This window comes from Staphylococcus sp. AntiMn-1 (assembly GCF_001663395.1).
GTDB lineage: Bacteria > Bacillota > Bacilli > Staphylococcales > Staphylococcaceae > Staphylococcus > Staphylococcus equorum.
Map to the genome: position 1 here is coordinate 787,604 of NZ_CP012968.1, position 20,815 is coordinate 808,418.

A 20,815-nucleotide genomic window follows, 5' to 3' on the forward strand; every position below is an offset into this window, starting at 1 on the left:
CCTTTATCTCATTAATTGTGTTGCGCTGTTTAATGCCATGTTTTCATTATTCATTTTCGTCATTTCACGACTACTAGGGAAGTAATTTTTATCTCTAATTTCTTGGTTAGATGTTTCGATATTTTGATTAGAGTTAAGTAAAGCATCCATCTTACCTAGTAATTGTTTGAGTAGTCCGTTTTGTTCTTTGATGTCTGTATTCTCTCTACTCAATCTACTTAATTCTTGTTGCTCACGTGTAGCCACTTGTTGTTTCTCTCTTAGTTGGTCTGCATATTGTGATATAGCGTCATATACTGCTGTTTGTGTACGATTGAAGATGTCACTTGTTGCAATCTGTTTAAATGCTTGGATTGAAACGTCATTAGGAATAACAGTTTCGCCACCACGCATTTGCATGATTTCGCCACCTTCTTCAAATACTTGGTTAAAACCACGTCTAGCATTGTTAGTACCTGTAGCGTAACCTCTACGACTACCAGTCGGTCCCCAACCAGTTGAACCTCTAGCCATTCTTCGTTTCCACGCTGCTAAGTCACTTGACCAGTTCGAGTTATTGAAGAACGCCATTAGTTGGTGATAACCATTTTTGATATTCTTTTTACCTTTGGCAGCATAACCTCTAAATGTACCAGGAGTGTATTGTAATAGTCCTTGTGCTTCATTACCACCGGAGTTAACATCTTGGATTTGTTGTGTAACTCCTGCACGTCCGCCAGATTCAGTTTGAATAAGTTTAAGAACATCATTTAATTTTGACCCAGATAATTTTACACCTGTGGCTTTGGCAGCTTGTTTAACTTTAGATTTCCATTTACCGTTACCTCCGCCACCACCGTCATTTTTCTTCAACCATTTCAATGGGTCAATTGGCGTTCCATTTTTTTGAACTTCAAAGTGTAAGTGAGGTCCTGATGAACGACCGCTGTTACCAGATACACCTAAATAGTCGCCTGGTTTTACATTTTTACTTCCACTGAAAGCGTGTTTACTCATGTGACCATAAATAACTTTAGTTGCACCTTTAACAATGTCAACCATGTTACCAAAGCCACCGTTCCAACCTTTACGAGCAGTAGCTTTACCATTTAGAACTGAATATAGTTTGTCATTAACATAATTTAAATCGACACCCATGTGTGGTCCAGCAAATGGGTAACCTGGAGCTCTACCGTTTGGACTGAACGGGAAATTAATACCTTTAGAAAGGTCGATGTATCCTCCATCGCCTTCTGCCGATTCTTCCATCCATGAAGTAAATGTGTTTATAGTAGCTTTTTTAAGTTTGCTAAACATACCTTTCATCATATCAAAAGGTAAACTAGCTGCTTTACCAATTCCGAAAGCCCCCATATCTACGCCAAAGCCTTCTAATACTTTATCGAGCAGTTTCCCTGGCTTATCAACCCAATCCATTACATCACCGACTGCATCTCCAAGCCATTTTGTACCTTTAGCAGCTCCTTCAAGTGTTTTAGTTACTGCAGCTTTACCACCTTCAACAACGGTACCTTTTAAAGCTTTACCACCATTGACGATATCACCGAATATGTCATCGTCTTTCTTATGTTTTTTAGGTTTAGGGCCACCACCACCAAGCATGTCCCATCCTGTTCCTTTAGCAAATTTAGGTATTGTACCACTTGCAAATTCCGAGCTATTGTTACTTAGCATCGCATGTGTTTGTGCGCCATTCATAATAGCAGTGCCTTTACTGATTGGCATTGTCGTATCTCTGTTAGGTGTAATGAACGGTTTACCTTTAGGTGGTATGATCGTTTCGTGTCTGAATCCACCCGGACCATTACCTTTACCTTTATCTCCTACAGTAGCCATAGTATCTTGAGAAATCTTACCATTCTTAACTAAGTTAGTTTGTGTATGAGTCGTACCTGTGTGGAAGTTGACTGGGTCAATCTTATCCATACCAAGTTTTTTACCAACGAAGTTAACGCCGTCGATAAGTTTATTGAGTCCACTTTTTACACTGCCTATCATGTCAGTGAAGAAACCTTTAATTTTACTTACTGTGCCTTTGATACCGTCACCCATTTTGCTCATAATTCCAGTGACTCTACTCTTAAGACTGTCAACAAGATTCACTGTACCATTGCGGATAGATGACCACTTTTTGCTCATGAATCCACCTAAAGAATTCATAGTATTTCGTGTCCCTTTAGAGAGAGACGACCAAGCGCCACGTACACCAGACCATGTATCTTTAGCTTTATTTACTGTGTTTGATTTGACGCTAGACCATTTAGAACTCATAAATTTACCGACAGAATTCATTGTATTTCTGGTACCTTTACTTAAGTTACTCCAAGCACCTTTTACACCCGACCATAACGCTTTAGCTTTGTTTATAGTGCCAGATTTAATACTGTTCCATTTATTACTCATGTAACTACTAACCGCATTAAATATATTAGTCGTGCCTTTTTTAAGTGCATTGAATGTATTACGTACACCTGTCCACAACGCTTTTGCTCTTGAAATGGTTCCATTTTTTAAGTTAGTCCATAGTTTTAAAGAGAAATTCTTAACCGCATTAAATATTGAGGTTACACCTTTTTTCAAAGCGTTGAACGTATTGCGTACGCCATTCCATAATAATTTAGCATTTGCTATTATTCTATTCTTCATCAGCGTCCATACTTTAATACTAAAGTTTTTAACTGCATTAAATATAGAAGTCACACTATTCTTTAAGCTATTAAAATTATTTTTTACGCCATTCCACAATGCTTTTGCTCTCGAAACCACTGCATTTTTAACTGTTGTCCATACTTTAATAGCAAAGTTCTTAATTGCATTAAATATGGATGTAACACTGTTTTTCAATGAATTAAAAGCTTTACGTACGCCATTATATAAGGCAACAGCAAGCGAAATAACCTTACTTCTTATTGTTAGCCATACTTTAATAGCAAAGTTCTTAATTGCATTAAATATGGATGTAACACTGTTCTTAAGCGATGTAAACGCATTTTTAACGCCAGTCCATAAACCTTTAGCTAAATTTACTACTGTGTTCTTAATAGCAGTCCATATTCGGATAGCTATTGATTTAGCTGCGTTGAATACGGTCGATATGACTGTTTTAACGGTTGTTATATACCATTTAACACCATTGACTAACGCTTTAACTATGTTCACAACACCTGTTTTTAAGGTGTTCCATATCCAAATTGCAGTCGCTTTAATATCCTTCCATATTGCAGACAACACATTCTTTAACGCTTGCATTGGATTTTGTACTGCAAATTTAATACCGTTCCACGTTGCAACTGCTGCTGATTTTAATGTGTTCCAAATCCATATAGATGCTGTTTTTATTCCGTTCCATATTCCAACAATATAAGGTTTAAGGAAACCGAACGTCGCTATTGCGGCTGATTTAATACTATTCCAAATACTGATAACAGCATTTCTGAATGTAGCGTTTGTTTTCCACAAATGCATGATCCCTGCGACCAGTAATCCAATAGCAGTAATTACCCAGCCTATAGGACCAGTCATGAATCTTATTGCTAACCCTAACCCTCTTGAAGCTACTGCAGCTAATTTAGTTGCAAGTGAATACTTGCCTGTCAGTACAGTTTGTAATGCCAATTGCCCTCTAGCAACTTTCATAGCTGTGCTTAACAATGTTATAGTTGCAGTCCATAACTTAGTAGCAGTCTTAGCAACATTAGTCTTAATCGCTGCTATTGCACCTGCATTACCGAATAATTTAGTCGCACCAGTAGCACCTAGCAAAGCACCTCTTAATAGAAGTATGGGCTTAGCAGCAAGTAACGTCACGCCACCTAATGCAGTCATAATACCTAGTATCTTACCAATTATTGGATGTGCGTTTGTCATTGTGGCAGTCCATTTGAAGAAGGCACCACTCATACTTAATACTGCAGCGCCAACTGGTGCCATACCTTTAGCTAATCCCCATAATGTAGAGGTAATGTTCTTAATTAATGTCCACACTTTAGGACCATTCACTTCTAGGTATTGAACAAACTGTTTGAAACCATCAGATTTTTTCAATCCTTCTGACCATTCTGCAAATCCTTTAGTTACATTCTTTATACCAACTAATACATTATGAGAATGACCACTAAATGCTTGGAATAAACTAATAATACCTTTAAATACATTTCCGAATATACTACCTACAATAGGTAAGTTAGTTTTCGTATATTCAATGAAACCATTAATTGCTTTAGATCCCTGTACTGAATTAGCCCAGTTATCAAAACTCTTAGCCATATTAGCAAAGCCTTTAGCAGCCCAACCATATAATGGACTTAGTTTATTAAACAACGCAGCCGAGCCATTAACAAAACTCTGTGTAGCATTTAACAAGTGTTGGAATATCTTAGGCCCTTGAGTGTTTAAAATATCAAAAGCTTTCTTAGCATTAGCTGAATTTTTAGCCCAATCAAGCATTTTGCCACTTGCTGTTTCTATCTGTGTTGCTGTTTTAGTTAGGAAGGGATTCAATGTGTTTAGTGCAAACCTAGCTGTGTTAATACCATTTGTCATAGTATTGAATATAGCTGCTTGATTCTGCGCAATTAAGCCTTCCCATGATGATTTAAGTCTATCTAATGCAGTCTGGTAAGTCGTTACTTCATTTGTTACTCGTAACTGACCATCTTCTAACATTTTGAGTGCGTAAGTAGCTTGACCAGCAAACGCTTTAACAGCTACGCCAGCAATACCAAATGCGCCACCCATTCCGATAGCACCACCAGCAGACGCAACTAACATGCCACCTAATCCAGCACCTAAACTAACGATTGAACCTAATATTGGTACGAGTGCTGAAAAGTGCGTAGTCATAACACCACCCACAATGCCTTGTGTTAGTTCACCTAAACTACGTAATGTGGTAGCGATACGATCCATTGAATCTCTTGCGCCTTCCCAAGCACGTGTAGCAGTACCCATTAACCTTTGTTGGCGTTGGTACTCTTTTAACTCGTCTGTAGTTTCATCAATACGACCTTGCAACACTTGGAAAGCGAGCGCTTCTTTGATAATATCGTTTCTTAATCCTTTAGCTTCACGACTGTTACCTTGTTGCGCTCGTTCTAACTCTCTTAAATTACCTTTAAGTAAATCGGTGTGCGCTTTTTGTTTTTGCATTGTGTGGCTAAGTTCAGTTAACCTATTTTTGTAACCACTAACGCTTTTCTCTGATTGTTTAAATCGCATTTCAGTTAACTTAGCTTCGTTACGCAATTGACCTAAACTATTTTTAACTGTATCTGTGGAACGACCTAGTAGCTTTTGTTGTGCCTGTGTTTGCTTTAACTCGTTTTCGTAACCATTCAACTGATTTTCTGCTTGTTGTACTGCACGACTAGCATTCTGTAGCTTTATCTTTTGTTCATCAGTCACATTGTTACTCTGCTTCATTTGACGTTGCATTTCATCTAGCGTTTTATTACGTTGTTTTAGCAAACCTTCTTGTAACTTAACTGCACGCCCTAAATCTGCTTCTTGCTTTGCCAACGATTCAGCGCTTGCTTCATTCTGTTTAAATTCCTTACGTTGATCACGTAAAGATTTGTTTATAGCTTTAAGGTTACGCTCAATCGTGGTCTTGGAAGCTTTGAGGGGATCAACGTCCATCGACACCTCAGCACTTAAATTAAAATCTGCCATTCTCTCACCACCTTTTTATAACATCGCCATCATTTGTTCTGGACTTAATGCGCCAGACTTAGCAACTTTAGATGCCTTTTTCTTACGTTTCTTAGTAGAGAAGTATTTATTGAAGTCCTCCATTATTATTTGGTCAACTTCATGTGGTTTGTATTGAGCATTCTCAATAAAATCACGATATACTGCGTAAATATCTTCTACTACTTCGCTTGCTGTTTTGTCTTTGTTGTACTCGCTTTTTTCGTTTGCTTTCCCGTATCGTTGTGGGCGAATATCTTCATATAAGCATCTTCGATACCACCATCGAGTTCTAATCCGTCGAACACTTCATCTTCTGTAAATTTGTCGTCAAATACTGTTACAAGTAATTTAGCGAAATCATCAAAGATTTGAACGCTATCAACTGACTCGTTTTCTATTTCTTCAGCAAGTTCTTCGGCTCTTTGTACATATTCTTGGTAGCCTTCCATTTGTTCTAGTTCTTCGCCAAGTTTTTCTACTTCTGCTAATTCTTCATCTGTTTCTGCTTTTTCTAATTTTTCACTGTGCTTTTGTTCAGCTTTCACAAACTCTTTGTTATCACGAGTGAACTTTTGGAATTTACCAAACGCTTTATTACCTTCTTGGATATACTTTTCAAATTCTGCTTGTGCTTTCATTGCACCTAAATTTAATTTATCTTTTGAGAAAACTTTGTTCTTACCATCAATTTTTAAAGTTACTTTTGCCATATTTATAAAACTCCCTGTTTAGTTATTTTTGTATACAAAAATAGACGACCTTTACGGTCGCCCTAAGTTAATTTATGCTACTGGTTCGCCTTCTGGTTCTGTTGGTTCAGTCGTCACTGTACCATGAATAGCGTTAAGAAATTCTAGTTCGTCAAAATCTGGGTCGCCACTGTGAATACGAGCGAATACTAATTTATCTTCTTCACGTTGCATGAACGATCCTTCCATTTCGATTTGGTCTTGTTGTTCTGGTGAATCTTCCATAGTAGATGCACTAGTACCTGGAATATTGAAGTTACCACGTGTTAAACCGTAATGAATGTATGTTCCATCATTACAACGGTATTTCCAAGTTGCAGAAACATAAGGAGGTACTAAATCTGATTTGTACATTTCAATACCTTTTTCATTCGGCACGCCTAGTAATTCGTTACGTTCTTCTTTAGTAAGTTCCATTAAACTTGTAGTTAATGTTGCACCAGTAATACCACTGAATAACGCTAGTTTTTTAACACCATCTGCGTATACTGGTTCATTACCTTGTTCTAGTTCTAATTCGATTTCTTGTAATCCCGGTACATCTGTAATTTCCCCAGCTGTTTCTACACCGTTACCTACTTGTTTACGTACTTTAAATCCTTCACATGTAATTGCTACTTTTTTATCTGCCATAGTTTATTTCTCCTTTTTATTTAAAATAATATTAAAGCTAAGCATTTGGTTATAAAGACTAAAGTCCTCATCCTTGCTCAACTCTCGTTCAAAACAAATACCGTTGAGGCCATCGATAATTTCAATCACACGCTCATTAATTGAATGAACATCGTTGATTGATTTACCAAAGGTTTCAACAGCAAATAAATAACGATAATGACTACTGCCACCATCGTTTTCTAACGCATTGCCATTCATGATTTCTGTCAAGCGCATGAATGGTGCTTCTTCTGTTTTCTGATATGATTCGGGTATTTCAAATGTGTATATTAAAGGCTGTTTAGCGCTTGTTTTACGGGCTTCATTCATAAGGTTAACCAACTGTTCATCTTTACGTAATACGTCCCACATACGTACAATAGGGTGCCTATTTGACATCGAATACATCTTCCATAGCTTGACGGTAGATTTCTCTTATCGGACCTTTAGCTTGTTCGTGAGATTTACGCAAAAAGTGTTGAGCTGGTTGTCTGACTGTACCTTTAACTTTTGTACCAACGTCTGGGAAATGGATATACCAACCAGCATCTTTACGAGATTTACCCATTTGGTAACCAACATCTTTTTTAGGATAAGCTTCATCACGTTGGAAGTTAGATATTTTGGTAACGTCTCTCGCATGATCATTATGTGTTTGTTTATCAGACACTGGTGTATTCATTTTGAGTATGCCCTCGTAAGTTTTAGAAGCGTCTGTAACAGCTTTACGTGCCTTTTTCTCGCTTTCCCATATCAACTTGTTGAGCTTATCTGAAATATCTTTATCTGAATCTCTACGTTTCGTCATTCAACCACCTCACATTTCAACTGTTGGCGTTCCATATCTTGAAAGTCCGTTTCAATAGTTTTGATTTCATATTGCTTGCCTTTAAAGTCCACATATAAACCCGAATGTATATCTGTTTGTTGTCGATAACGTATGATGAATACTATCGTTTCACGTCTTGTGTCTAGGTCCTCATTTCTAAATTCTTTAATAGTAGTTTTTGACACTTCACAAAACGGAGTAGCGATAGTGGTCGGTACTTCTTCGTATCCACCTTCATCATTTATTGTGTTCTCGACTGTATATATCTTTATTCTGTGTTTGAGTTTGCCGATTTCCATTTTGCATACTCACCCCTTAACGCTTGAATTAACGCAAGTGATGATTGAGGTATATCGACTTTCTCAAATTGCGTTGTGATAGAACGATTCTCGTAATGATGTGCAACATGATTAATAACAGCCAAATTAAAAAGGCTATTCACTTCATCGTTAGATGTGTAAAAGCCTTCTTCATTCGTTACTGCACCTTTGACCTGTCGCTTCGCAGATGGCAAGTAAAGGTGTTCTATTTCGTTATCATCAAAATCATGATCTACACGAATAGCATTTTTGATGTTCTCAATTGTAAGCTCATACACATGTACCACCTACTTTTTGTCTGAACGTTTTAAAAAAGGACCATCAAAACCATTTGCTTTTAAAGTATTTTCTACTTCATCAGCACGTTTGACAGTCATTTCTACCTCGTCATTTTTCTTTAGTTTTTTATCTAACTCTAAATCATTGTATGGTTTTAACACTTTGAATTTAGCCATCTATTTCCCTCCTATTATGCTACCGGTTCTGAACCTGTGCCTAAGTCTCCAGCAGTACCAGTGTAAGTAATGAAACGACCTGCTTCTTCTACGCCTTTTTTAACGTCGAAACGCATGTAAGCTGCTAAGATTTGACCATAGATTTCATTTTCTACCCATTTAACTGACGCTTGTTTACGGTCTGCAAAGAATACTGCATAGTTTAAGTCACCGATAAATGCTTTCTTATCACCTTTAGCGCCAAACAATTCATCTTTGATAATAAATACTGGACGACCGAATAACACCGTGCCAGTTGGGCTTGTGATATCTTGTTTTAATAGGTATTGACCATTTTTGTCTTTAAGTGTGTCTAACGCTTGGTAGAACGATTGAGATACAACTAATGAAAGATTATAAGCTGGGTCAATGTCAACGTTGATGATAGCTTTGATATCATCTAAGTTAGCAGTATCAACTGGTGCAAATGATTTCATTACATCAGCAATGTATTTGTTAGTAGTGTTAACTGCTTGGCGTGCGTTATTTTTAGCAATGATATTTGCTAAGTTAGCTTCTGAATCATCAAGTGCTTCTTGTGACACTGGAATTTGACCACGGTAAGTTTTAACTTTGTAATCAATATCAGTGAATTTAGGAGAAGCAAGCTCTGGGTTCTTAGCTAATTCTTCCACACTTACCATTGTTTCTTGTGCTGGATTTAAAATTGGGTGTGATCCAGACGCTGTTGTTACTGGTTGTACGTTAACGAATTTTTTCAAGTCAACGAATGTTTCTGGTAATTCTTCTGGAGTATATTTAATATCTTCCGGAATGATTGGTTGTGCTTCTACAGATGTAACGTTGTCACGTTGCGCACCTTTCGATTTAACATAATTTAAAAACGCTTCTGTTTCTTCTGAAAACTTGTCTTGGTTACCTAAAATTTTTCTCGCCATAGAACGTTTGCCCCTAGTTTCTTTTTCTTTTCTTCTTCTAATTCTTCTGGTGTTTTTTCTTCAACCGGTGTTTCCGGTTTTTCTTCCGGTACTTCTTTCTCGTCTGCTTTAGTTTCTTTGTCTTGTTCCGGTTTCGCTTCTGCATCTGTTTCGGGTGCAGATTCAGCGTCCGGTTTGTCGTTCTTTTCTTCTGTTTCAGTTGTTTCTTTTGGTGCTTCTGAATCACCACTGATTTTTTCTTCAGATGATACAGAATCCACAACTTCTTTTTCAGAGTTGTAAGCTTCTTTTGCTTGTGTAATTTCTTCTTGCAGCTTACGAGCGCTTTCAATATCGCCTTTGTTAGCTGCCGATTGTGCTTGGTCAATTAAATCATTAATCGACTTCGCCTGTTCCTGTAAAGTTGGCATACTTAAAATCCTCCTTTTAATAGTTAAAAATTGGCATAAAAAATAGCCTACGCATCAATACGCAAGCCTTCTAATTCAAGCTCAATCTTTACTTTTTCTAACTCTTTAAACTTGTCTAAGCCTTTGGCTCGTTGACCAACTGCAACTGTTGTTTCTTGGTACGCTGGTATTGTTACAATACTTACTTCAATCAGTTCATCAATTTTATTGATAGTTTGTACGTATTCGCCTTCTACTTTTTGCCATGTTCTCGCTGTATCGTCATTGGGTGGTAGCGTAAAAAAGAAACTACATTGATTCACATTGCCTGCTTTGATATTTTCGTATATATCTTTTGCGTATGATGTGTTTGGTAAGTAACATTTAAAATACAACCCTTTACTATCTAGCGTTAATTCTAAAGTTTCGGCTTTGGTACGTCCTACAACTTGATTGAAATCATGATTGATTAAGCACTTAACATCCGATATATCTACTTCGCTTAGTGCATTCGGATTTATAATTTCTTTAAACCCTCCTAAGTCGTCACTCAATGTATCGAATATAATCGCATACCCCTCAACAACCATTTCTTGTTGTCCAGTATCAATCTGACTGTTCGCCACTCGGTTCACCCCCTTTTTGTAGGGAATCGATATTCTTCTGAACCTTACTGTTTTGATAACCAGATAAATCTTCTAAGTAAATACTATTCAAGTCAGCAAGTGGTTTATCACCACCCGGTAATGGCTCTTTGCCAAATTCGGCACGTGCTTCGTTGAGCGTCAGTATTTTCTTCTGGAACAATTGTGTTACACGTTCCAACTTAATCTCTGGATCACTATCAACTAATCGTGATACATCATAATCAAGTGTTACTTCGTATGGCGCTTGTGCGAATAGCTTTTCTTCTATCTCAGCATTCATCATTGAGAAGATTGGATATAGTGTGTTTCTGTAATACTCGATGCCAGAATCTTTAAGTGAAGTGTTAACTGTTTCAATACCTAGCTTAGACAATGGTAATCCGAACGCTTTAGCAACCTGTTGTGTACTGAACTTATAACTGTTTAAGAAGTTCAATACTTCGGTAGGCACTTGCAGTCGTTCGAAGCTCATAGTGTCATCAAGCATTATAAAACCACTATTGTTTTTTAATTGGCTGTTTTCAAACTGTTCTTTCAATGCGATTATTTGTTCGTCGTTATATTCAGAATCGTTATATTTAAGTATTGCAGTAGATGTACCGCCATTTTTAAAGAAGTCATCTAAGAAACGTTTACTACCCATTGATATGCCTATCTCATTAGCGAGAGAGAATAGAGGGCTGTAACCATTGAAACCATCTAACGTAAACATACGGAAATGCAATACATCTTCCACATCCAACTGAACATGACCATCAAGTTCATCAATATAGTGATACTTGATTTTGTCATCTTCCTGTTGAATAGAAGTTGCGCTATTCTGCATGTGATACAGTTCAATAGGATCGCCATTTTCATTACGCACAATCTCAATGTATGAGTTGCCATTTAAAAGCATGTTAGCGACGATAATGTATTTGAAGTGCCAAGCATCTAAATATGGATTAGGTCGCTTATTCAGCAGCTTGAGTATCTTCTTATCAGCGTCTAAATAACTATCTCGGTCATTAAACTTAATACTGGTAGAAGCGATGTCTTTAGATATAATGTCGATAGCCGTAAATACATCACTATTTTTAAGCGATTGTATTCCGGACCATGCCATTCCACCTACGCCACCGACTTCGGTTAGCATTCGTAATGTACTTTTATCCACTGATACGTTGTTACTACGTTTGAAACCATTAAAATTAAATACTCCCATTATTTATTTCCACCCCCTTCTTGAAAGGTTCGTCTATTGTCATAGCAAATCCTGTTAGCAATACCCCACCTATTATAAAGCCAAGAGGTTGCCACGCTAAATAAGCACCATAAGCGATTGATACAACGCCTATAAGCACGAATAGGATAACTAATATATTCTTTGTTAAGTCCACGCATACACCCCCTTAAATGATGATTGGCATTCGTTTTGGTTTCTTCTCCCATTCATGTTCACTAGCTATAACATAAGCAAAGATAGTTGCCATGAGTGGGTCGATTTTATGCCTGTTCATTTTCTTTTCTATCATTACTGCATCGTTCGTATTTTTAGCAATTGCGTTCTTAACTGCAATATCTAGTAAAGGATTCTTATGATGTTTGATTTCTTCATTAATAACTTTGAATCTAAAATCAATATTCGGATTGGATAATGTTTGCAACCCTTGTCTGATTTCGATTAGATCATAACGCCAATTACGACGTTCTATTTCTGGCAAGTAAGCATGTATAACGTATGGGTCATAACACACTGCTTGTATATCTAAGTTATTATTAGCAACATACTTTTCAATGTAATCCAATACTTGCACTGGATTAATAAGTCCTGTGCGCAAATTAGTAATCGTACAGTAACCTTGCTGTTCAATTTGTCTGTAGTCGATTAAATCACGCTCAATCTTGCCTTGTAGACCACCTTTAGTAGCCACAAATGAATGACTAGTTACATAATATTGTCTGTTTGGCTCGTCTAAATGAATGAACGACACTGCGGTTAAGTCGTCTGCACGTGATAAATCTAAACCAATGTATGTTTTAGTACCTTTCACATCAAAGTCAGTTTCATTTTTCTTCCAATCTTCAAAGTTTAAATAACTTTCTTCGCTTGCTTGCATCCAATAGTTGAAGTTTTTTACTAATACTTTAAACATCGTGCCTTTTTGTACCGCTTCATCAACACGTTTCTGCAAGAATGTATCGATTTGTTCCTTTAATTCGTCTGATTCGTTAATAAGTGGATTGGATTTCGCCCACATTGAACGGTCTTGCCATTCATCTTCACTGTCTTGTTCATAAATAACTGCAAAATATTCTTCATCTTCATAGCTATTGTCTAAAACTTCTTTTGCATAGGGCCATTCGTCTGTATACATGGGTGCATTAAGGTTAAAACCTGCAGTAGAGATAATAAATATCATCGATTGTAGTAAGTTCCCTTGACCAGATTGTATAAGTTCGACCATTTCATTCGTTTTAGCTGCATGATATTCATCCACAACCGCTAAGTAAGGCTCAAAACCGTCAACTGCTCCTGTATCTCTCGATAGTGGCATGACGTATGATCCATCTTTTAAGTTTTGTAACAACTCACGTACCTTTTTAACATCTTTTTTTAACTCTGGTACCTGTGATACGAAATACATCAATTGCTTTGCAACCATATTGAATACGATACTAGCCTGTTTCTTATCATTTGCACTTGTGAATATTTGTCTACCTTCTCTAGGTTCGTTATCGAATAGAAAAGAGTAGAGGACAAGCCCACTAACCAGTAAACTTTTGCCCCCTTTTCTTGCTAATGATATAAATGCTTTCTTGTATCGCAAATAATTATCTTCGGTAAACCAACCACGAACATTTGCCACAATAAACTTTTGAAACAATGCTAACTTATGAAACTGGCCTTTAGTATCTGGTAGCGATTCCATAAATTTAATAACCTTCTTAGCACGCTTAGGCTTGTACACATAAGGAAAGTCGTCATCTGTGATACTTCGTTTAATATCTTTTAAATGACGCACACACGCAAGCCTAGTGTCCTTACAAGTAATGAATGTACCGGACAACACCATGACGCAATATTTATATGCATCATCTTTGTATTCATCGGGTATATCTAACAAACTTTCGTACTCTTTAGATAGTTTTACGCTAGTCATCGTCATCAACACCAAACATATCGTACACAGATTGCTTTTTCTCGCTTTCTGTAGGTACAACCAACTTCATTCGAGAGTCAATTGTCATTCCTAACGATCCACACAATGATTTTAATTCCTTCAACCCGTCAATATAGTTGAAATAGTACGGTGTACGTTTAGTACCTTCTTCGTTAATGGAACCAAACTTCATCATATACTTATATGCTTCATCAGTCAGTGCGACTAATTGGCAATAACGCTTAATTCTGTCGTAATCTAACTCTGCAATAGGCAATTGTTGTAATAAAGGCACAACTCGTAACCATTCCTTTTTACCATCTTCAGTTAAATCCTCTGGTATTTGGTCAACGTTGATTTTGTTGAATTGTTCTAAGCTGTTTTCTCGCATTTCTGATTCTTCTAGTTCTGATTTATTGTGATTACCTGTCTTTGCTGCATTTAATTTTCTTGGTCTAGCCATTTTTACACCTCCAATTGCCTAAACAGGCATGATTTCGATTTATAGTTTCTAGAATTTGGTCACAAATGAGTATCGACCGATTAAATAAAAAAAGAATTAAAGTGGCCGTCAAAGCAACCTACCCCTTTTTATATTATATAAAATAATTATACAATACCTCCGGCATTTAATGCTTATGGTCTAGCTGGTTATGACATGCTGTACATACTGTGACTAAATTATCTGTATTTAATCTCTGTTTCCAATCATCTTTCAACTCTACAATATGATGGACCATCAGACGTTTATCATTCACAATACCTTTCTTCAAACACTCTTGACACATGTACTTATCTCTAACCAACACTCTCTTACGTTTAGAGCGCCACTGTGACGATTGGTAGAACTCTGTATACTTAGTATCCTTACCATAACGAACGCTTGCATTGTACCTCTTACTGTTGCGTTTGCGTTCCTCGTGTAATTGGTCTTGTGTTAACGTCTTATTGCCAATACGAACCTTTGGTTCCATGAATGACAATCAATCAACTTCTTTCATTTATATTTATATTTAATTAATAAAAGTTTATTCAATTATTATTATTTTATTCATTACAATAATAAAAAGAAAAGACAAAACAAAATTGATTTAATCTTTGACGAAAAAATAAACACAATTCATTTTGTCTTAACAAAACATTTCATCAATCAATTGCAAATCAATCATTAAAGTTTATGATCAATGAAACATTCTTATTCAATTGTTCTAATCAACTTAATATATAATTGTTTGTTTACATCAATCTCTTAAACTGATTAAACATTGTAAGTTAATATGTTGATTAGTTTGTTCATTATTATCACATTCATATAAGTTAATGAGTAAATGTAATTGAGCTTATGTTGTGACAACAAAAGAAAGACACATCTTAATCACGAAAGATGTGCCTCAATATAATATAGTTTGTGGTAGTTGTTTTACCTCGTTACCACATCGAGCATAATATAGTATTGTTTATTTATAATGTACCTCTGAATCAATAGGCCATAATATCATAATAGACGTGTTTATTATGGACTTAAATAGGGTGTAAGTCCGTTCCTATACATACCCGATATATTCAGCCAGCTTAATTAGCATAGCGTTTCTTCTTCTTAATATAGTAGTCTTGCTTACATAGAACCTATCAGCTATCTGTTCCCACTGATTACAGTCAATAGGACAATCCCAGTATCTTAGGCGTATCATTTCCAATGACTGCTCGTCTAACTCGTCTAGTAATCTATCCACACCTCTTACAATATTATGAAGGTTGTTATACTTCTTGTCCTTCATCTTCTTCATTACCTCTTGCTCTACTGGTCTACCTGGCATATTAGACTTGCCACCTTCAGTATTGATGACCTCATGGTTCTCTAACAGTTCATACTCTCTATAACGCAACTGTTTACGATATTGCTTAATATTTTGTATATAGTCCTCTAATTTTCTAATATCATATCGCTCAATTACTATCATCTAATACCTCCAGTTATTTAATTCGTTTATCCCACTTATCTTTAATCTCTCTAATATCTTCATCAGTGTATTCATCTTCCTTCAATCTCAACACCACATCGCCATGATCATTGAATATAATATCTAGCAAGTATGCCACTTCATATTCAAGTGCATCTATCTTCGTATCTTTAACTGCATTGTATATAATTGCTATGACTGCGATTACGCCTAGAAGTATAGTTGCTATTATCCAGAACATCATTCACTCACCTCATAATCCATCGGGTACTGATCCACCGCATCGTTCGCTTGTCTGCGTGTAATAATTTCATTAGTAACGTATTTGCTTAGTTCGTATAGGGTAATGATTAATAGTGTTTTGAGTACTTTCATTGGTCGTCCTCCTTATTTCATCTTCTGATATATGTTCAATATCCTTAAACTTGTTTATCGCTTGATACCTAGTATCTGCAGTTACAAATTTATATCGTTCATTATCTCTAATCGGTATCACGTCGTGAAACACTTCACCTGTTATATGTGTTGTAGTTTTGATTAGGTATGATTTATTGTCTTGTTGTGTTTCGGTTGATTTATCATATCCGTAAGGTACTGCGTGGTCATGTGCAAAGTTGTTATTCTGTTCAGTCACGCTGTAACACTTCCTTTACCTTTTGCAGTATGTCCTTAGTACCCTGTACTTCCGAAGCCTGATCGTTCACTTTCTCTTTCAAAACTTTCCACCTCTGTAATTTCTGGATAAACAATCGGTGCCACAATTAACTGGGCCAACTTCTTACCTTGTTCAACTGTGATTGGTCGTTTTCCTATGTTGTCTACGATAATCCCAATACTCTTATGATATGTTTGGTCAATTGTACCAAGTTGTACTCTTAACTTAGTCTTAGCAGTCACGCCACTTCTAGGTCTAACCTGTGCTTCATAGCCTTCATCTAAATGGATAGCGATACCTGTATCAATAATTGCTGTTTCACCAGGATCTAGAGACTTAGCTTCACATGTAAATAAATCTAATCCACTGTCAGTAGCGTTTGCTCTATATGGTGTGATTGCATCTTCATGATTGCGTTTGAATATTAGTTTGTTCATAACTATCTCCTTATTTATCCTGATTAATAATTCCTACAATAATACTTCCTACACCAGCTAAAATTACTGGCACAACCTTTGTTGCAATATCCTTACCGCCATTCTTCATCGTTACTTTAGTTGCGTCTGTAAAAGTCTTTTTATAATCCATTTTGTTTGTCCTCCGTGTATTTCAATTCATGTTCAATTGCTCGTAATATGATTTCACTGTCTGTATCACTACCTAAAGAACGACCATTTTTAACAATGCCTATTATCCTATTTAAAATTTCTGCCTTGAAATAGACTTCTTCTAGTTCTTTATTGGCTTTAGGCTGATTTATCATCACTGCTTCTTTATTTTCTTTTTCATACTTGTACCCCATTCTACTCGTCCTCCAAATGTTCTTGTATAATATCATCAACATTGTCATAAGCTTGATATAATCCGAAATCGTAATCACTTAATAACGTACGTGGTTTTTCTTCTTCTTCTTCTTTTAACTTTCTGATTATAAATCCTTTTACTTCATCTAAAATTTTTGCTTTGTGATATACTTCTTCTATTTCATTAATAATTGATTGAGTTTTTTCTATAGTTCCTTGTTGCTCATGTACTTTCTTAACACAACTTTCAATAGCTATTTTATTTTCATACGCCATCTAAATCACCCTCCTCAATCCCAATACTATCCAACTTCGCTCTAAAATACTTATACGTGCTGCTCGATGGTTTGTTGCCGATGTGTTGTGAGATTTCGGAAAGTAGGGATTTATATTTATCCGATTCTTTAGATAAATCTGTATACATAACACTTTTAAACCTCCAACTTTCAAAGAAACTGTCGCTTTTTACTCTTAGTTTTCTATTCTCCCGTTCCAACCTACTAACTTTTGCTTTATACCAAGATAGATCGTCGATAAGACTGTTACGTTCTGCTAGCATTTTGTTATATTGTTCTGATAGCTTTTCATAATCTTTAACTGTGCGTATCATTGCCACCACTCCTTTACATAGTTGTCCACATTGCCAATAGCATCATTACCAGTATAATTACGACTGCTAGCCAAACTGTGAATTGTTTCATTCGTTATCACCTTCTAGTAAATGTGGGTGTTCATATCGATTACCAATGATTTCAAAAAGTCCATTTAAATCTTCATGCCATGACAAATACTGTTTAACACCTTCTGAATAAAATTTTGTACCGCCGTATTTGACTACACCAATGTGCCTGCCATGTTCACCGTATTTTGTTTTAACTATATCTCCCTCAAATATCTCCACACCATTCTTGTCTTTAAGCCCTGTGGACTGCATAATAACTAAAGGTTTATCTCCAAGAAAAGACTTAGGTTCCGATAATCTGAACCCAACTATTGCGGTATATCTATGAAAATCTAAATTAAAAACTTCTTTCATTCTTTCATCTTCTTTATCCCATGCTCTAAATTTACTCATCTACTCCACCAGCCCTTTATCACGCGTCCAAATTAATTTCAATATTCCATTTAATTTTGCATAAATTACAACTACAGCACTGTTTTTCTCTCTATTAATTGTTGCATCAGTGCAGGTATAAACAGTGCCATCTTCGACTATTTTAACTAACGTGTGAAATACTGTATATTCATCAATTTCGATTTCCTCCTCGACTTCGACTGTGAAAAGTAACGTAGGTGTTAACGATTCCTCAAAGTACAAATCTCCACCTTTATCGAAACCTAATCTATAAGTCACTCCATCGAAGTTTGGATTTGATTCAAATACTCTGTGTTTAATTTCATTTTCCATTGCCCACTCAATCAACTGTGGTAAGTTTAATTGTTTCTTTTGTTTAATTTTCATTCCTTATCCCCTCCATTATCTTCCTGTTCCGTTTTATATCCTCACGTGGAACTGCTACGATTACGTTTCTTTCATTCGAGGATATTACGAATCCCTTAACACCTTTATCATGTAGTAACTTTGCAACTTCATGTGTCTGTAGCCCACATGTATCTAATTTATAACTTAACTTTTATAGTATCAGATAGGATCATAGCGCTAACTCTTTCTCTATCTCTGCAATACTTACTTTTTCAGCGACTACCCGTTTGCCTTTATCTCTCTTTTTAAATGCATCAGATGATATAAATTTTATCGTCGCTTCTTTCACGCCTAACTGTTCTGCGCACTCACTCTGTGTGCCATGACAAATAACTTCATCGCCTTTATATATTACATATTCACATTCTTCATTCATTTACTTCACATCCCATTTTTCATATGCACGTTCGATATACCATTTAGCTTTAGCTACGTCCTCTTTACCGTTCTTGTGTGGTGAACGTGCTAGATACTTAATTGCATTACCAATGTGATAAGCTACATTAGCATTGTAATGTTGTGTTACCTGCTCTATGAAATTTATGACTTCAATATCACCATAGTTATAATGTGATGGGTGGTTGACTGTGTCCTCTGCATACTCTGGTACTGCATTCCACTCTATTATTGTGAAATCATAATTATCGATTATAACTCTATACACACCATCATCTACTTTTATTTCAGCAGATTTACCATTATCGGCTATTTCAGAAACTTCACCTATCATATTGTCGCCTAACACTTTGACTTTGTAACCGACTTTTAAATCCTTAATCTTAAATAATGCAGTATCTTCATTTTTACGCTTACGTTGTTGTACGTCGTTGGATAATAATTTTCGAGATTTCTCCGTATTCTCTTTATCAAAGCCAATATGTTCCGTCTTATCTTCAATACTCTTAGTCCACAAATCAAAGTAGTTATCGTCTGTAATGTCGTATAAGTTACCTAACGAATTTATAGTAGCTGCATTCTCTCCATCGTCATTGAAAACAATTTCTTCCACACGTCCTACAACAGTCATGCCTTTATGATTCTCACTCTTACCAATGTCATACACAATTACATATTGATCTAAGTCTAATTCTCTAATCTTCATCTACTTCACCACTTTCGGGAATACATCATTCTCTGATAAATGTTCGAACCACTTACTTCTACGCTTAGCGTCCTCTATCATCTGCAGGCGTTCCTGTTCCTTACGCTGCTTATGTTCTTCTAGCTCAACCTTACGTTCAGCACGCTCTCTGTCTTCTGCATTGAGTCTGTCCACACCTTGACGTTGTTCATACTTTCTAATGTAGTTTTTTAAGTGTCGTCTGCCTTTTTTCGCATGGTGTTTAATTCTCGTGTAATGGATACCAAGTTGTTTTGCTTCCTTGTAATCTTCCACATCTACAAACACTTCTTCGTTATCATCTATCATTACGAAACATAAGTTACCTTTATCATCTTTAGCTCTACTTAAATTGATGTTCATTTTTATTCCTCCTAGAATCCTCTATCTATAATTGTCGGCTCGCTATGTCCTTTAACTTCTGCGTCTGTGTAATCGTCCATATGATTGAACATGTGATTACCGATACGTTCTTCTATCTCATAATCTTCTTCATTCACATGTGTAGGTACGATCATCGTTTTCTCGTAAGTCACGTCGTATCTAACCTTTATTGTTTCTTCATTCATCGGAATCACCTTCTATAAATAAATGCATGATTATCTTTGGTTCTTCTGCATACTTCTTGAAACTTGTAATCTCTACAATTTGGTTATCGTCATTCCATAAGTGACCATTCGCTGCATCTAACACTGTTTTGATTAAGTTGTCTATATCTGGTTTAGTTCGTTTATACTGTCCAACCATCGCCACATGTTTCTTCTTACTCCATGACTTCAACAATGGGAAGTGAAACTCTATTGTTAGTTTGATTGGTTCATCTATCATTAACATTGGCATTTGCCACTGTAAGTCTTTCTTATGGTCTGTATACTTCTTAGGCATGTATGTCTGTACAAACTTGCCAGCGTTCCTAAATCGTGGTCTAGGCGATGACATAGGCGCATCAACTTTTAACTCGATTGTTTCCATGTCCTC

At 36.3% G+C, this 20,815-nt stretch carries 32 protein-coding genes; all 32 read right to left on the reverse strand.

The genetic code is table 11. The features are described 5' to 3' along the window. Positions 1-3 precede the first annotated feature (3 nt). On the reverse strand, positions 4-5,670 hold the full coding sequence (locus AOB58_RS03845) for a peptidoglycan DD-metalloendopeptidase family protein (RefSeq protein ID WP_064782979.1): 5,667 nt from the start codon (positions 5,668-5,670) through the stop codon (positions 4-6). A gap of 200 nt (positions 5,671-5,870) precedes the next feature. Then, entirely contained in the window at positions 5,871-6,401 is a 531-nt protein-coding gene (gene gpG / locus AOB58_RS03850; protein WP_046466093.1) for a phage tail assembly chaperone G, read from the reverse strand. Positions 6,402-6,473: 72 nt separating this feature from the next. Continuing rightward, on the reverse strand, positions 6,474-7,073 hold the full coding sequence (locus AOB58_RS03855; RefSeq protein WP_064782980.1) for a major tail protein: 600 nt from the start codon (positions 7,071-7,073) through the stop codon (positions 6,474-6,476). 3 nt (positions 7,074-7,076) lie between these two features. Further along, positions 7,077-7,493: a hypothetical protein gene (locus AOB58_RS03860; protein ID WP_064782981.1), complete on the reverse strand. Its 417-nt coding sequence runs from the start codon at positions 7,491-7,493 to the stop codon at positions 7,077-7,079. Then, a complete protein-coding gene (locus tag AOB58_RS03865) occupies positions 7,483-7,902 on the reverse strand; it encodes an HK97-gp10 family putative phage morphogenesis protein (RefSeq protein ID WP_064782982.1) in 420 nt (139 codons plus the stop codon). Before AOB58_RS03865 ends, AOB58_RS03860 begins: the two co-directional genes overlap by 11 nt. After that, positions 7,899-8,222 carry a head-tail adaptor protein gene (locus AOB58_RS03870; RefSeq protein WP_064782983.1) on the reverse strand — a complete coding sequence of 108 codons (324 nt, stop codon included), beginning with the start codon at positions 8,220-8,222 and terminating at the stop codon, positions 7,899-7,901. Before AOB58_RS03870 ends, AOB58_RS03865 begins: the two co-directional genes overlap by 4 nt. After that, positions 8,192-8,521, reverse strand: coding sequence for a head-tail connector protein (locus AOB58_RS03875; RefSeq protein WP_064782984.1), 330 nt, complete (start codon positions 8,519-8,521; stop codon positions 8,192-8,194). The genes AOB58_RS03870 and AOB58_RS03875 overlap by 31 nt, the downstream gene beginning before the upstream one ends. Positions 8,522-8,530: 9 nt before the next feature. Beyond that, positions 8,531-8,698: a hypothetical protein gene (locus AOB58_RS13620; protein WP_176722558.1), complete on the reverse strand. Its 168-nt coding sequence runs from the start codon at positions 8,696-8,698 to the stop codon at positions 8,531-8,533. Positions 8,699-8,712: 14 nt separating this feature from the next. After that, entirely contained in the window at positions 8,713-9,636 is a 924-nt protein-coding gene (locus tag AOB58_RS03880) for a phage major capsid protein (RefSeq protein WP_082920394.1), read from the reverse strand. Continuing rightward, complete coding sequence (locus AOB58_RS13280; RefSeq protein ID WP_082920395.1) at positions 9,618-10,046, reverse strand: hypothetical protein; 429 nt, start codon at positions 10,044-10,046, stop codon at positions 9,618-9,620. Before AOB58_RS13280 ends, AOB58_RS03880 begins: the two co-directional genes overlap by 19 nt. A 47-nt stretch (positions 10,047-10,093) precedes the next feature. Then, the gene (locus AOB58_RS03885; protein ID WP_064782985.1) at positions 10,094-10,651 is read right to left on the reverse strand and encodes an HK97 family phage prohead protease; all 558 of its coding nucleotides are present in this window, start codon (positions 10,649-10,651) and stop codon (positions 10,094-10,096) included. Continuing rightward, complete coding sequence (locus AOB58_RS03890) at positions 10,632-11,876, reverse strand: phage portal protein (RefSeq protein ID WP_237283169.1); 1,245 nt, start codon at positions 11,874-11,876, stop codon at positions 10,632-10,634. Before AOB58_RS03890 ends, AOB58_RS03885 begins: the two co-directional genes overlap by 20 nt. After that, positions 11,863-12,051, reverse strand: coding sequence for a hypothetical protein (locus AOB58_RS03895; RefSeq protein WP_064782986.1), 189 nt, complete (start codon positions 12,049-12,051; stop codon positions 11,863-11,865). Before AOB58_RS03895 ends, AOB58_RS03890 begins: the two co-directional genes overlap by 14 nt. Before the next feature lie 12 nt (positions 12,052-12,063). Beyond that, positions 12,064-13,815 (reverse strand): terminase large subunit, encoded by a 1,752-nt coding sequence (locus tag AOB58_RS03900; protein ID WP_064782987.1) that lies wholly within the window; start codon positions 13,813-13,815, stop codon positions 12,064-12,066. After that, on the reverse strand, positions 13,808-14,278 hold the full coding sequence (locus AOB58_RS03905) for a phage terminase small subunit P27 family (protein ID WP_064782988.1): 471 nt from the start codon (positions 14,276-14,278) through the stop codon (positions 13,808-13,810). The genes AOB58_RS03900 and AOB58_RS03905 overlap by 8 nt, the downstream gene beginning before the upstream one ends. A 166-nt stretch (positions 14,279-14,444) precedes the next feature. Continuing rightward, a complete protein-coding gene (locus AOB58_RS03910) occupies positions 14,445-14,789 on the reverse strand; it encodes an HNH endonuclease (protein WP_064783581.1) in 345 nt (114 codons plus the stop codon). 570 nt (positions 14,790-15,359) lie between these two features. Continuing rightward, positions 15,360-15,776, reverse strand: a complete 417-nt coding sequence (locus AOB58_RS03915) for a DUF722 domain-containing protein (RefSeq protein WP_064782989.1) — start codon at positions 15,774-15,776, stop codon at positions 15,360-15,362. 13 nt (positions 15,777-15,789) lie between these two features. After that, positions 15,790-16,020, reverse strand: a complete 231-nt coding sequence (locus tag AOB58_RS03920; RefSeq protein ID WP_064782990.1) for a DUF1514 family protein — start codon at positions 16,018-16,020, stop codon at positions 15,790-15,792. Continuing rightward, the gene (gene rinB, locus AOB58_RS14035) at positions 16,017-16,151 is read right to left on the reverse strand and encodes a transcriptional activator RinB (RefSeq protein ID WP_102134912.1); all 135 of its coding nucleotides are present in this window, start codon (positions 16,149-16,151) and stop codon (positions 16,017-16,019) included. The genes AOB58_RS03920 and rinB overlap by 4 nt, the downstream gene beginning before the upstream one ends. Then, on the reverse strand, positions 16,090-16,410 hold the full coding sequence (locus AOB58_RS13605) for a DUF1381 domain-containing protein (RefSeq protein ID WP_064782991.1): 321 nt from the start codon (positions 16,408-16,410) through the stop codon (positions 16,090-16,092). The genes rinB and AOB58_RS13605 overlap by 62 nt, the downstream gene beginning before the upstream one ends. A gap of 35 nt (positions 16,411-16,445) precedes the next feature. Next, a complete protein-coding gene (gene dut, locus AOB58_RS03930; protein WP_064782992.1) occupies positions 16,446-16,868 on the reverse strand; it encodes a dUTP diphosphatase in 423 nt (140 codons plus the stop codon). Between the two features lie 10 nt (positions 16,869-16,878). After that, positions 16,879-17,019, reverse strand: a complete 141-nt coding sequence (locus tag AOB58_RS13535; RefSeq protein ID WP_158649096.1) for a hypothetical protein — start codon at positions 17,017-17,019, stop codon at positions 16,879-16,881. Further along, entirely contained in the window at positions 17,009-17,233 is a 225-nt protein-coding gene (locus AOB58_RS03935) for a hypothetical protein (protein ID WP_064782993.1), read from the reverse strand. Before AOB58_RS03935 ends, AOB58_RS13535 begins: the two co-directional genes overlap by 11 nt. Before the next feature lies 1 nt (position 17,234). After that, complete coding sequence (locus tag AOB58_RS03940) at positions 17,235-17,510, reverse strand: hypothetical protein (protein ID WP_064782994.1); 276 nt, start codon at positions 17,508-17,510, stop codon at positions 17,235-17,237. Continuing rightward, a complete protein-coding gene (locus tag AOB58_RS03945) occupies positions 17,500-17,844 on the reverse strand; it encodes a hypothetical protein (protein ID WP_064782995.1) in 345 nt (114 codons plus the stop codon). The genes AOB58_RS03940 and AOB58_RS03945 overlap by 11 nt, the downstream gene beginning before the upstream one ends. 87 nt (positions 17,845-17,931) lie before the next feature. Further along, entirely contained in the window at positions 17,932-18,309 is a 378-nt protein-coding gene (locus AOB58_RS03950; protein WP_064782996.1) for a YopX family protein, read from the reverse strand. Continuing rightward, complete coding sequence (locus tag AOB58_RS03955; protein ID WP_064782997.1) at positions 18,310-18,696, reverse strand: hypothetical protein; 387 nt, start codon at positions 18,694-18,696, stop codon at positions 18,310-18,312. 190 nt (positions 18,697-18,886) lie between these two features. Continuing rightward, complete coding sequence (locus AOB58_RS03960; RefSeq protein ID WP_064782998.1) at positions 18,887-19,093, reverse strand: hypothetical protein; 207 nt, start codon at positions 19,091-19,093, stop codon at positions 18,887-18,889. Further along, on the reverse strand, positions 19,094-19,819 hold the full coding sequence (locus tag AOB58_RS13750; RefSeq protein ID WP_237283170.1) for a DUF3310 domain-containing protein: 726 nt from the start codon (positions 19,817-19,819) through the stop codon (positions 19,094-19,096). Beyond that, positions 19,820-20,200, reverse strand: coding sequence for a hypothetical protein (locus AOB58_RS03970; RefSeq protein ID WP_064782999.1), 381 nt, complete (start codon positions 20,198-20,200; stop codon positions 19,820-19,822). A gap of 11 nt (positions 20,201-20,211) precedes the next feature. Beyond that, a complete protein-coding gene (locus tag AOB58_RS03975; RefSeq protein WP_064783000.1) occupies positions 20,212-20,406 on the reverse strand; it encodes a hypothetical protein in 195 nt (64 codons plus the stop codon). Then, the gene (locus AOB58_RS03980) at positions 20,399-20,809 is read right to left on the reverse strand and encodes a RusA family crossover junction endodeoxyribonuclease (protein WP_064783001.1); all 411 of its coding nucleotides are present in this window, start codon (positions 20,807-20,809) and stop codon (positions 20,399-20,401) included. The genes AOB58_RS03975 and AOB58_RS03980 overlap by 8 nt, the downstream gene beginning before the upstream one ends. Between the last annotated feature and the right edge of the window lie 6 nt (positions 20,810-20,815).

Excerpts from the sequence above, each read along its gene's own strand:
- AOB58_RS03845 (WP_064782979.1), bottom strand. The coding sequence starts at position 5,670 with ATGGCAGATTTTAATTTAAGTGCTGAGGTGTCGATGGACGTTGATCCC.
- gpG (WP_046466093.1), bottom strand. The coding sequence starts at position 6,401 with ATGGCAAAAGTAACTTTAAAAATTGATGGTAAGAACAAAGTTTTCTCA.
- AOB58_RS03855 (WP_064782980.1), bottom strand. The coding sequence starts at position 7,073 with ATGGCAGATAAAAAAGTAGCAATTACATGTGAAGGATTTAAAGTACGT.
- AOB58_RS03860 (WP_064782981.1), bottom strand. The coding sequence starts at position 7,493 with ATGTCAAATAGGCACCCTATTGTACGTATGTGGGACGTATTACGTAAA.
- AOB58_RS03865 (WP_064782982.1), bottom strand. The coding sequence starts at position 7,902 with ATGACGAAACGTAGAGATTCAGATAAAGATATTTCAGATAAGCTCAAC.
- AOB58_RS03870 (WP_064782983.1), bottom strand. The coding sequence starts at position 8,222 with ATGGAAATCGGCAAACTCAAACACAGAATAAAGATATATACAGTCGAG.
- AOB58_RS13620 (WP_176722558.1), bottom strand. The coding sequence starts at position 8,698 with ATGGCTAAATTCAAAGTGTTAAAACCATACAATGATTTAGAGTTAGAT.
- AOB58_RS03880 (WP_082920394.1), bottom strand. The coding sequence starts at position 9,636 with ATGGCGAGAAAAATTTTAGGTAACCAAGACAAGTTTTCAGAAGAAACA.
- AOB58_RS13280 (WP_082920395.1), bottom strand. The coding sequence starts at position 10,046 with ATGCCAACTTTACAGGAACAGGCGAAGTCGATTAATGATTTAATTGAC.
- AOB58_RS03890 (WP_237283169.1), bottom strand. The coding sequence starts at position 11,876 with ATGGGAGTATTTAATTTTAATGGTTTCAAACGTAGTAACAACGTATCA.
- AOB58_RS03900 (WP_064782987.1), bottom strand. The coding sequence starts at position 13,815 with ATGACTAGCGTAAAACTATCTAAAGAGTACGAAAGTTTGTTAGATATA.
- AOB58_RS03905 (WP_064782988.1), bottom strand. The coding sequence starts at position 14,278 with ATGGCTAGACCAAGAAAATTAAATGCAGCAAAGACAGGTAATCACAAT.
- AOB58_RS03910 (WP_064783581.1), bottom strand. The coding sequence starts at position 14,789 with ATGGAACCAAAGGTTCGTATTGGCAATAAGACGTTAACACAAGACCAA.
- AOB58_RS03915 (WP_064782989.1), bottom strand. The coding sequence starts at position 15,776 with ATGATAGTAATTGAGCGATATGATATTAGAAAATTAGAGGACTATATA.
- AOB58_RS03920 (WP_064782990.1), bottom strand. The coding sequence starts at position 16,020 with ATGATGTTCTGGATAATAGCAACTATACTTCTAGGCGTAATCGCAGTC.
- rinB (WP_102134912.1), bottom strand. The coding sequence starts at position 16,151 with ATGAAAGTACTCAAAACACTATTAATCATTACCCTATACGAACTAAGC.
- dut (WP_064782992.1), bottom strand. The coding sequence starts at position 16,868 with ATGAACAAACTAATATTCAAACGCAATCATGAAGATGCAATCACACCA.
- AOB58_RS13535 (WP_158649096.1), bottom strand. The coding sequence starts at position 17,019 with ATGGATTATAAAAAGACTTTTACAGACGCAACTAAAGTAACGATGAAG.
- AOB58_RS03935 (WP_064782993.1), bottom strand. The coding sequence starts at position 17,233 with ATGGGGTACAAGTATGAAAAAGAAAATAAAGAAGCAGTGATGATAAAT.
- AOB58_RS03940 (WP_064782994.1), bottom strand. The coding sequence starts at position 17,510 with ATGGCGTATGAAAATAAAATAGCTATTGAAAGTTGTGTTAAGAAAGTA.
- AOB58_RS03945 (WP_064782995.1), bottom strand. The coding sequence starts at position 17,844 with ATGATACGCACAGTTAAAGATTATGAAAAGCTATCAGAACAATATAAC.
- AOB58_RS03950 (WP_064782996.1), bottom strand. The coding sequence starts at position 18,309 with ATGAGTAAATTTAGAGCATGGGATAAAGAAGATGAAAGAATGAAAGAA.
- AOB58_RS03955 (WP_064782997.1), bottom strand. The coding sequence starts at position 18,696 with ATGAAAATTAAACAAAAGAAACAATTAAACTTACCACAGTTGATTGAG.
- AOB58_RS03960 (WP_064782998.1), bottom strand. The coding sequence starts at position 19,093 with ATGAATGAAGAATGTGAATATGTAATATATAAAGGCGATGAAGTTATT.
- AOB58_RS13750 (WP_237283170.1), bottom strand. The coding sequence starts at position 19,819 with ATGAAGATTAGAGAATTAGACTTAGATCAATATGTAATTGTGTATGAC.
- AOB58_RS03970 (WP_064782999.1), bottom strand. The coding sequence starts at position 20,200 with ATGAACATCAATTTAAGTAGAGCTAAAGATGATAAAGGTAACTTATGT.
- AOB58_RS03975 (WP_064783000.1), bottom strand. The coding sequence starts at position 20,406 with ATGAATGAAGAAACAATAAAGGTTAGATACGACGTGACTTACGAGAAA.
- AOB58_RS03980 (WP_064783001.1), bottom strand. The coding sequence starts at position 20,809 with ATGGAAACAATCGAGTTAAAAGTTGATGCGCCTATGTCATCGCCTAGA.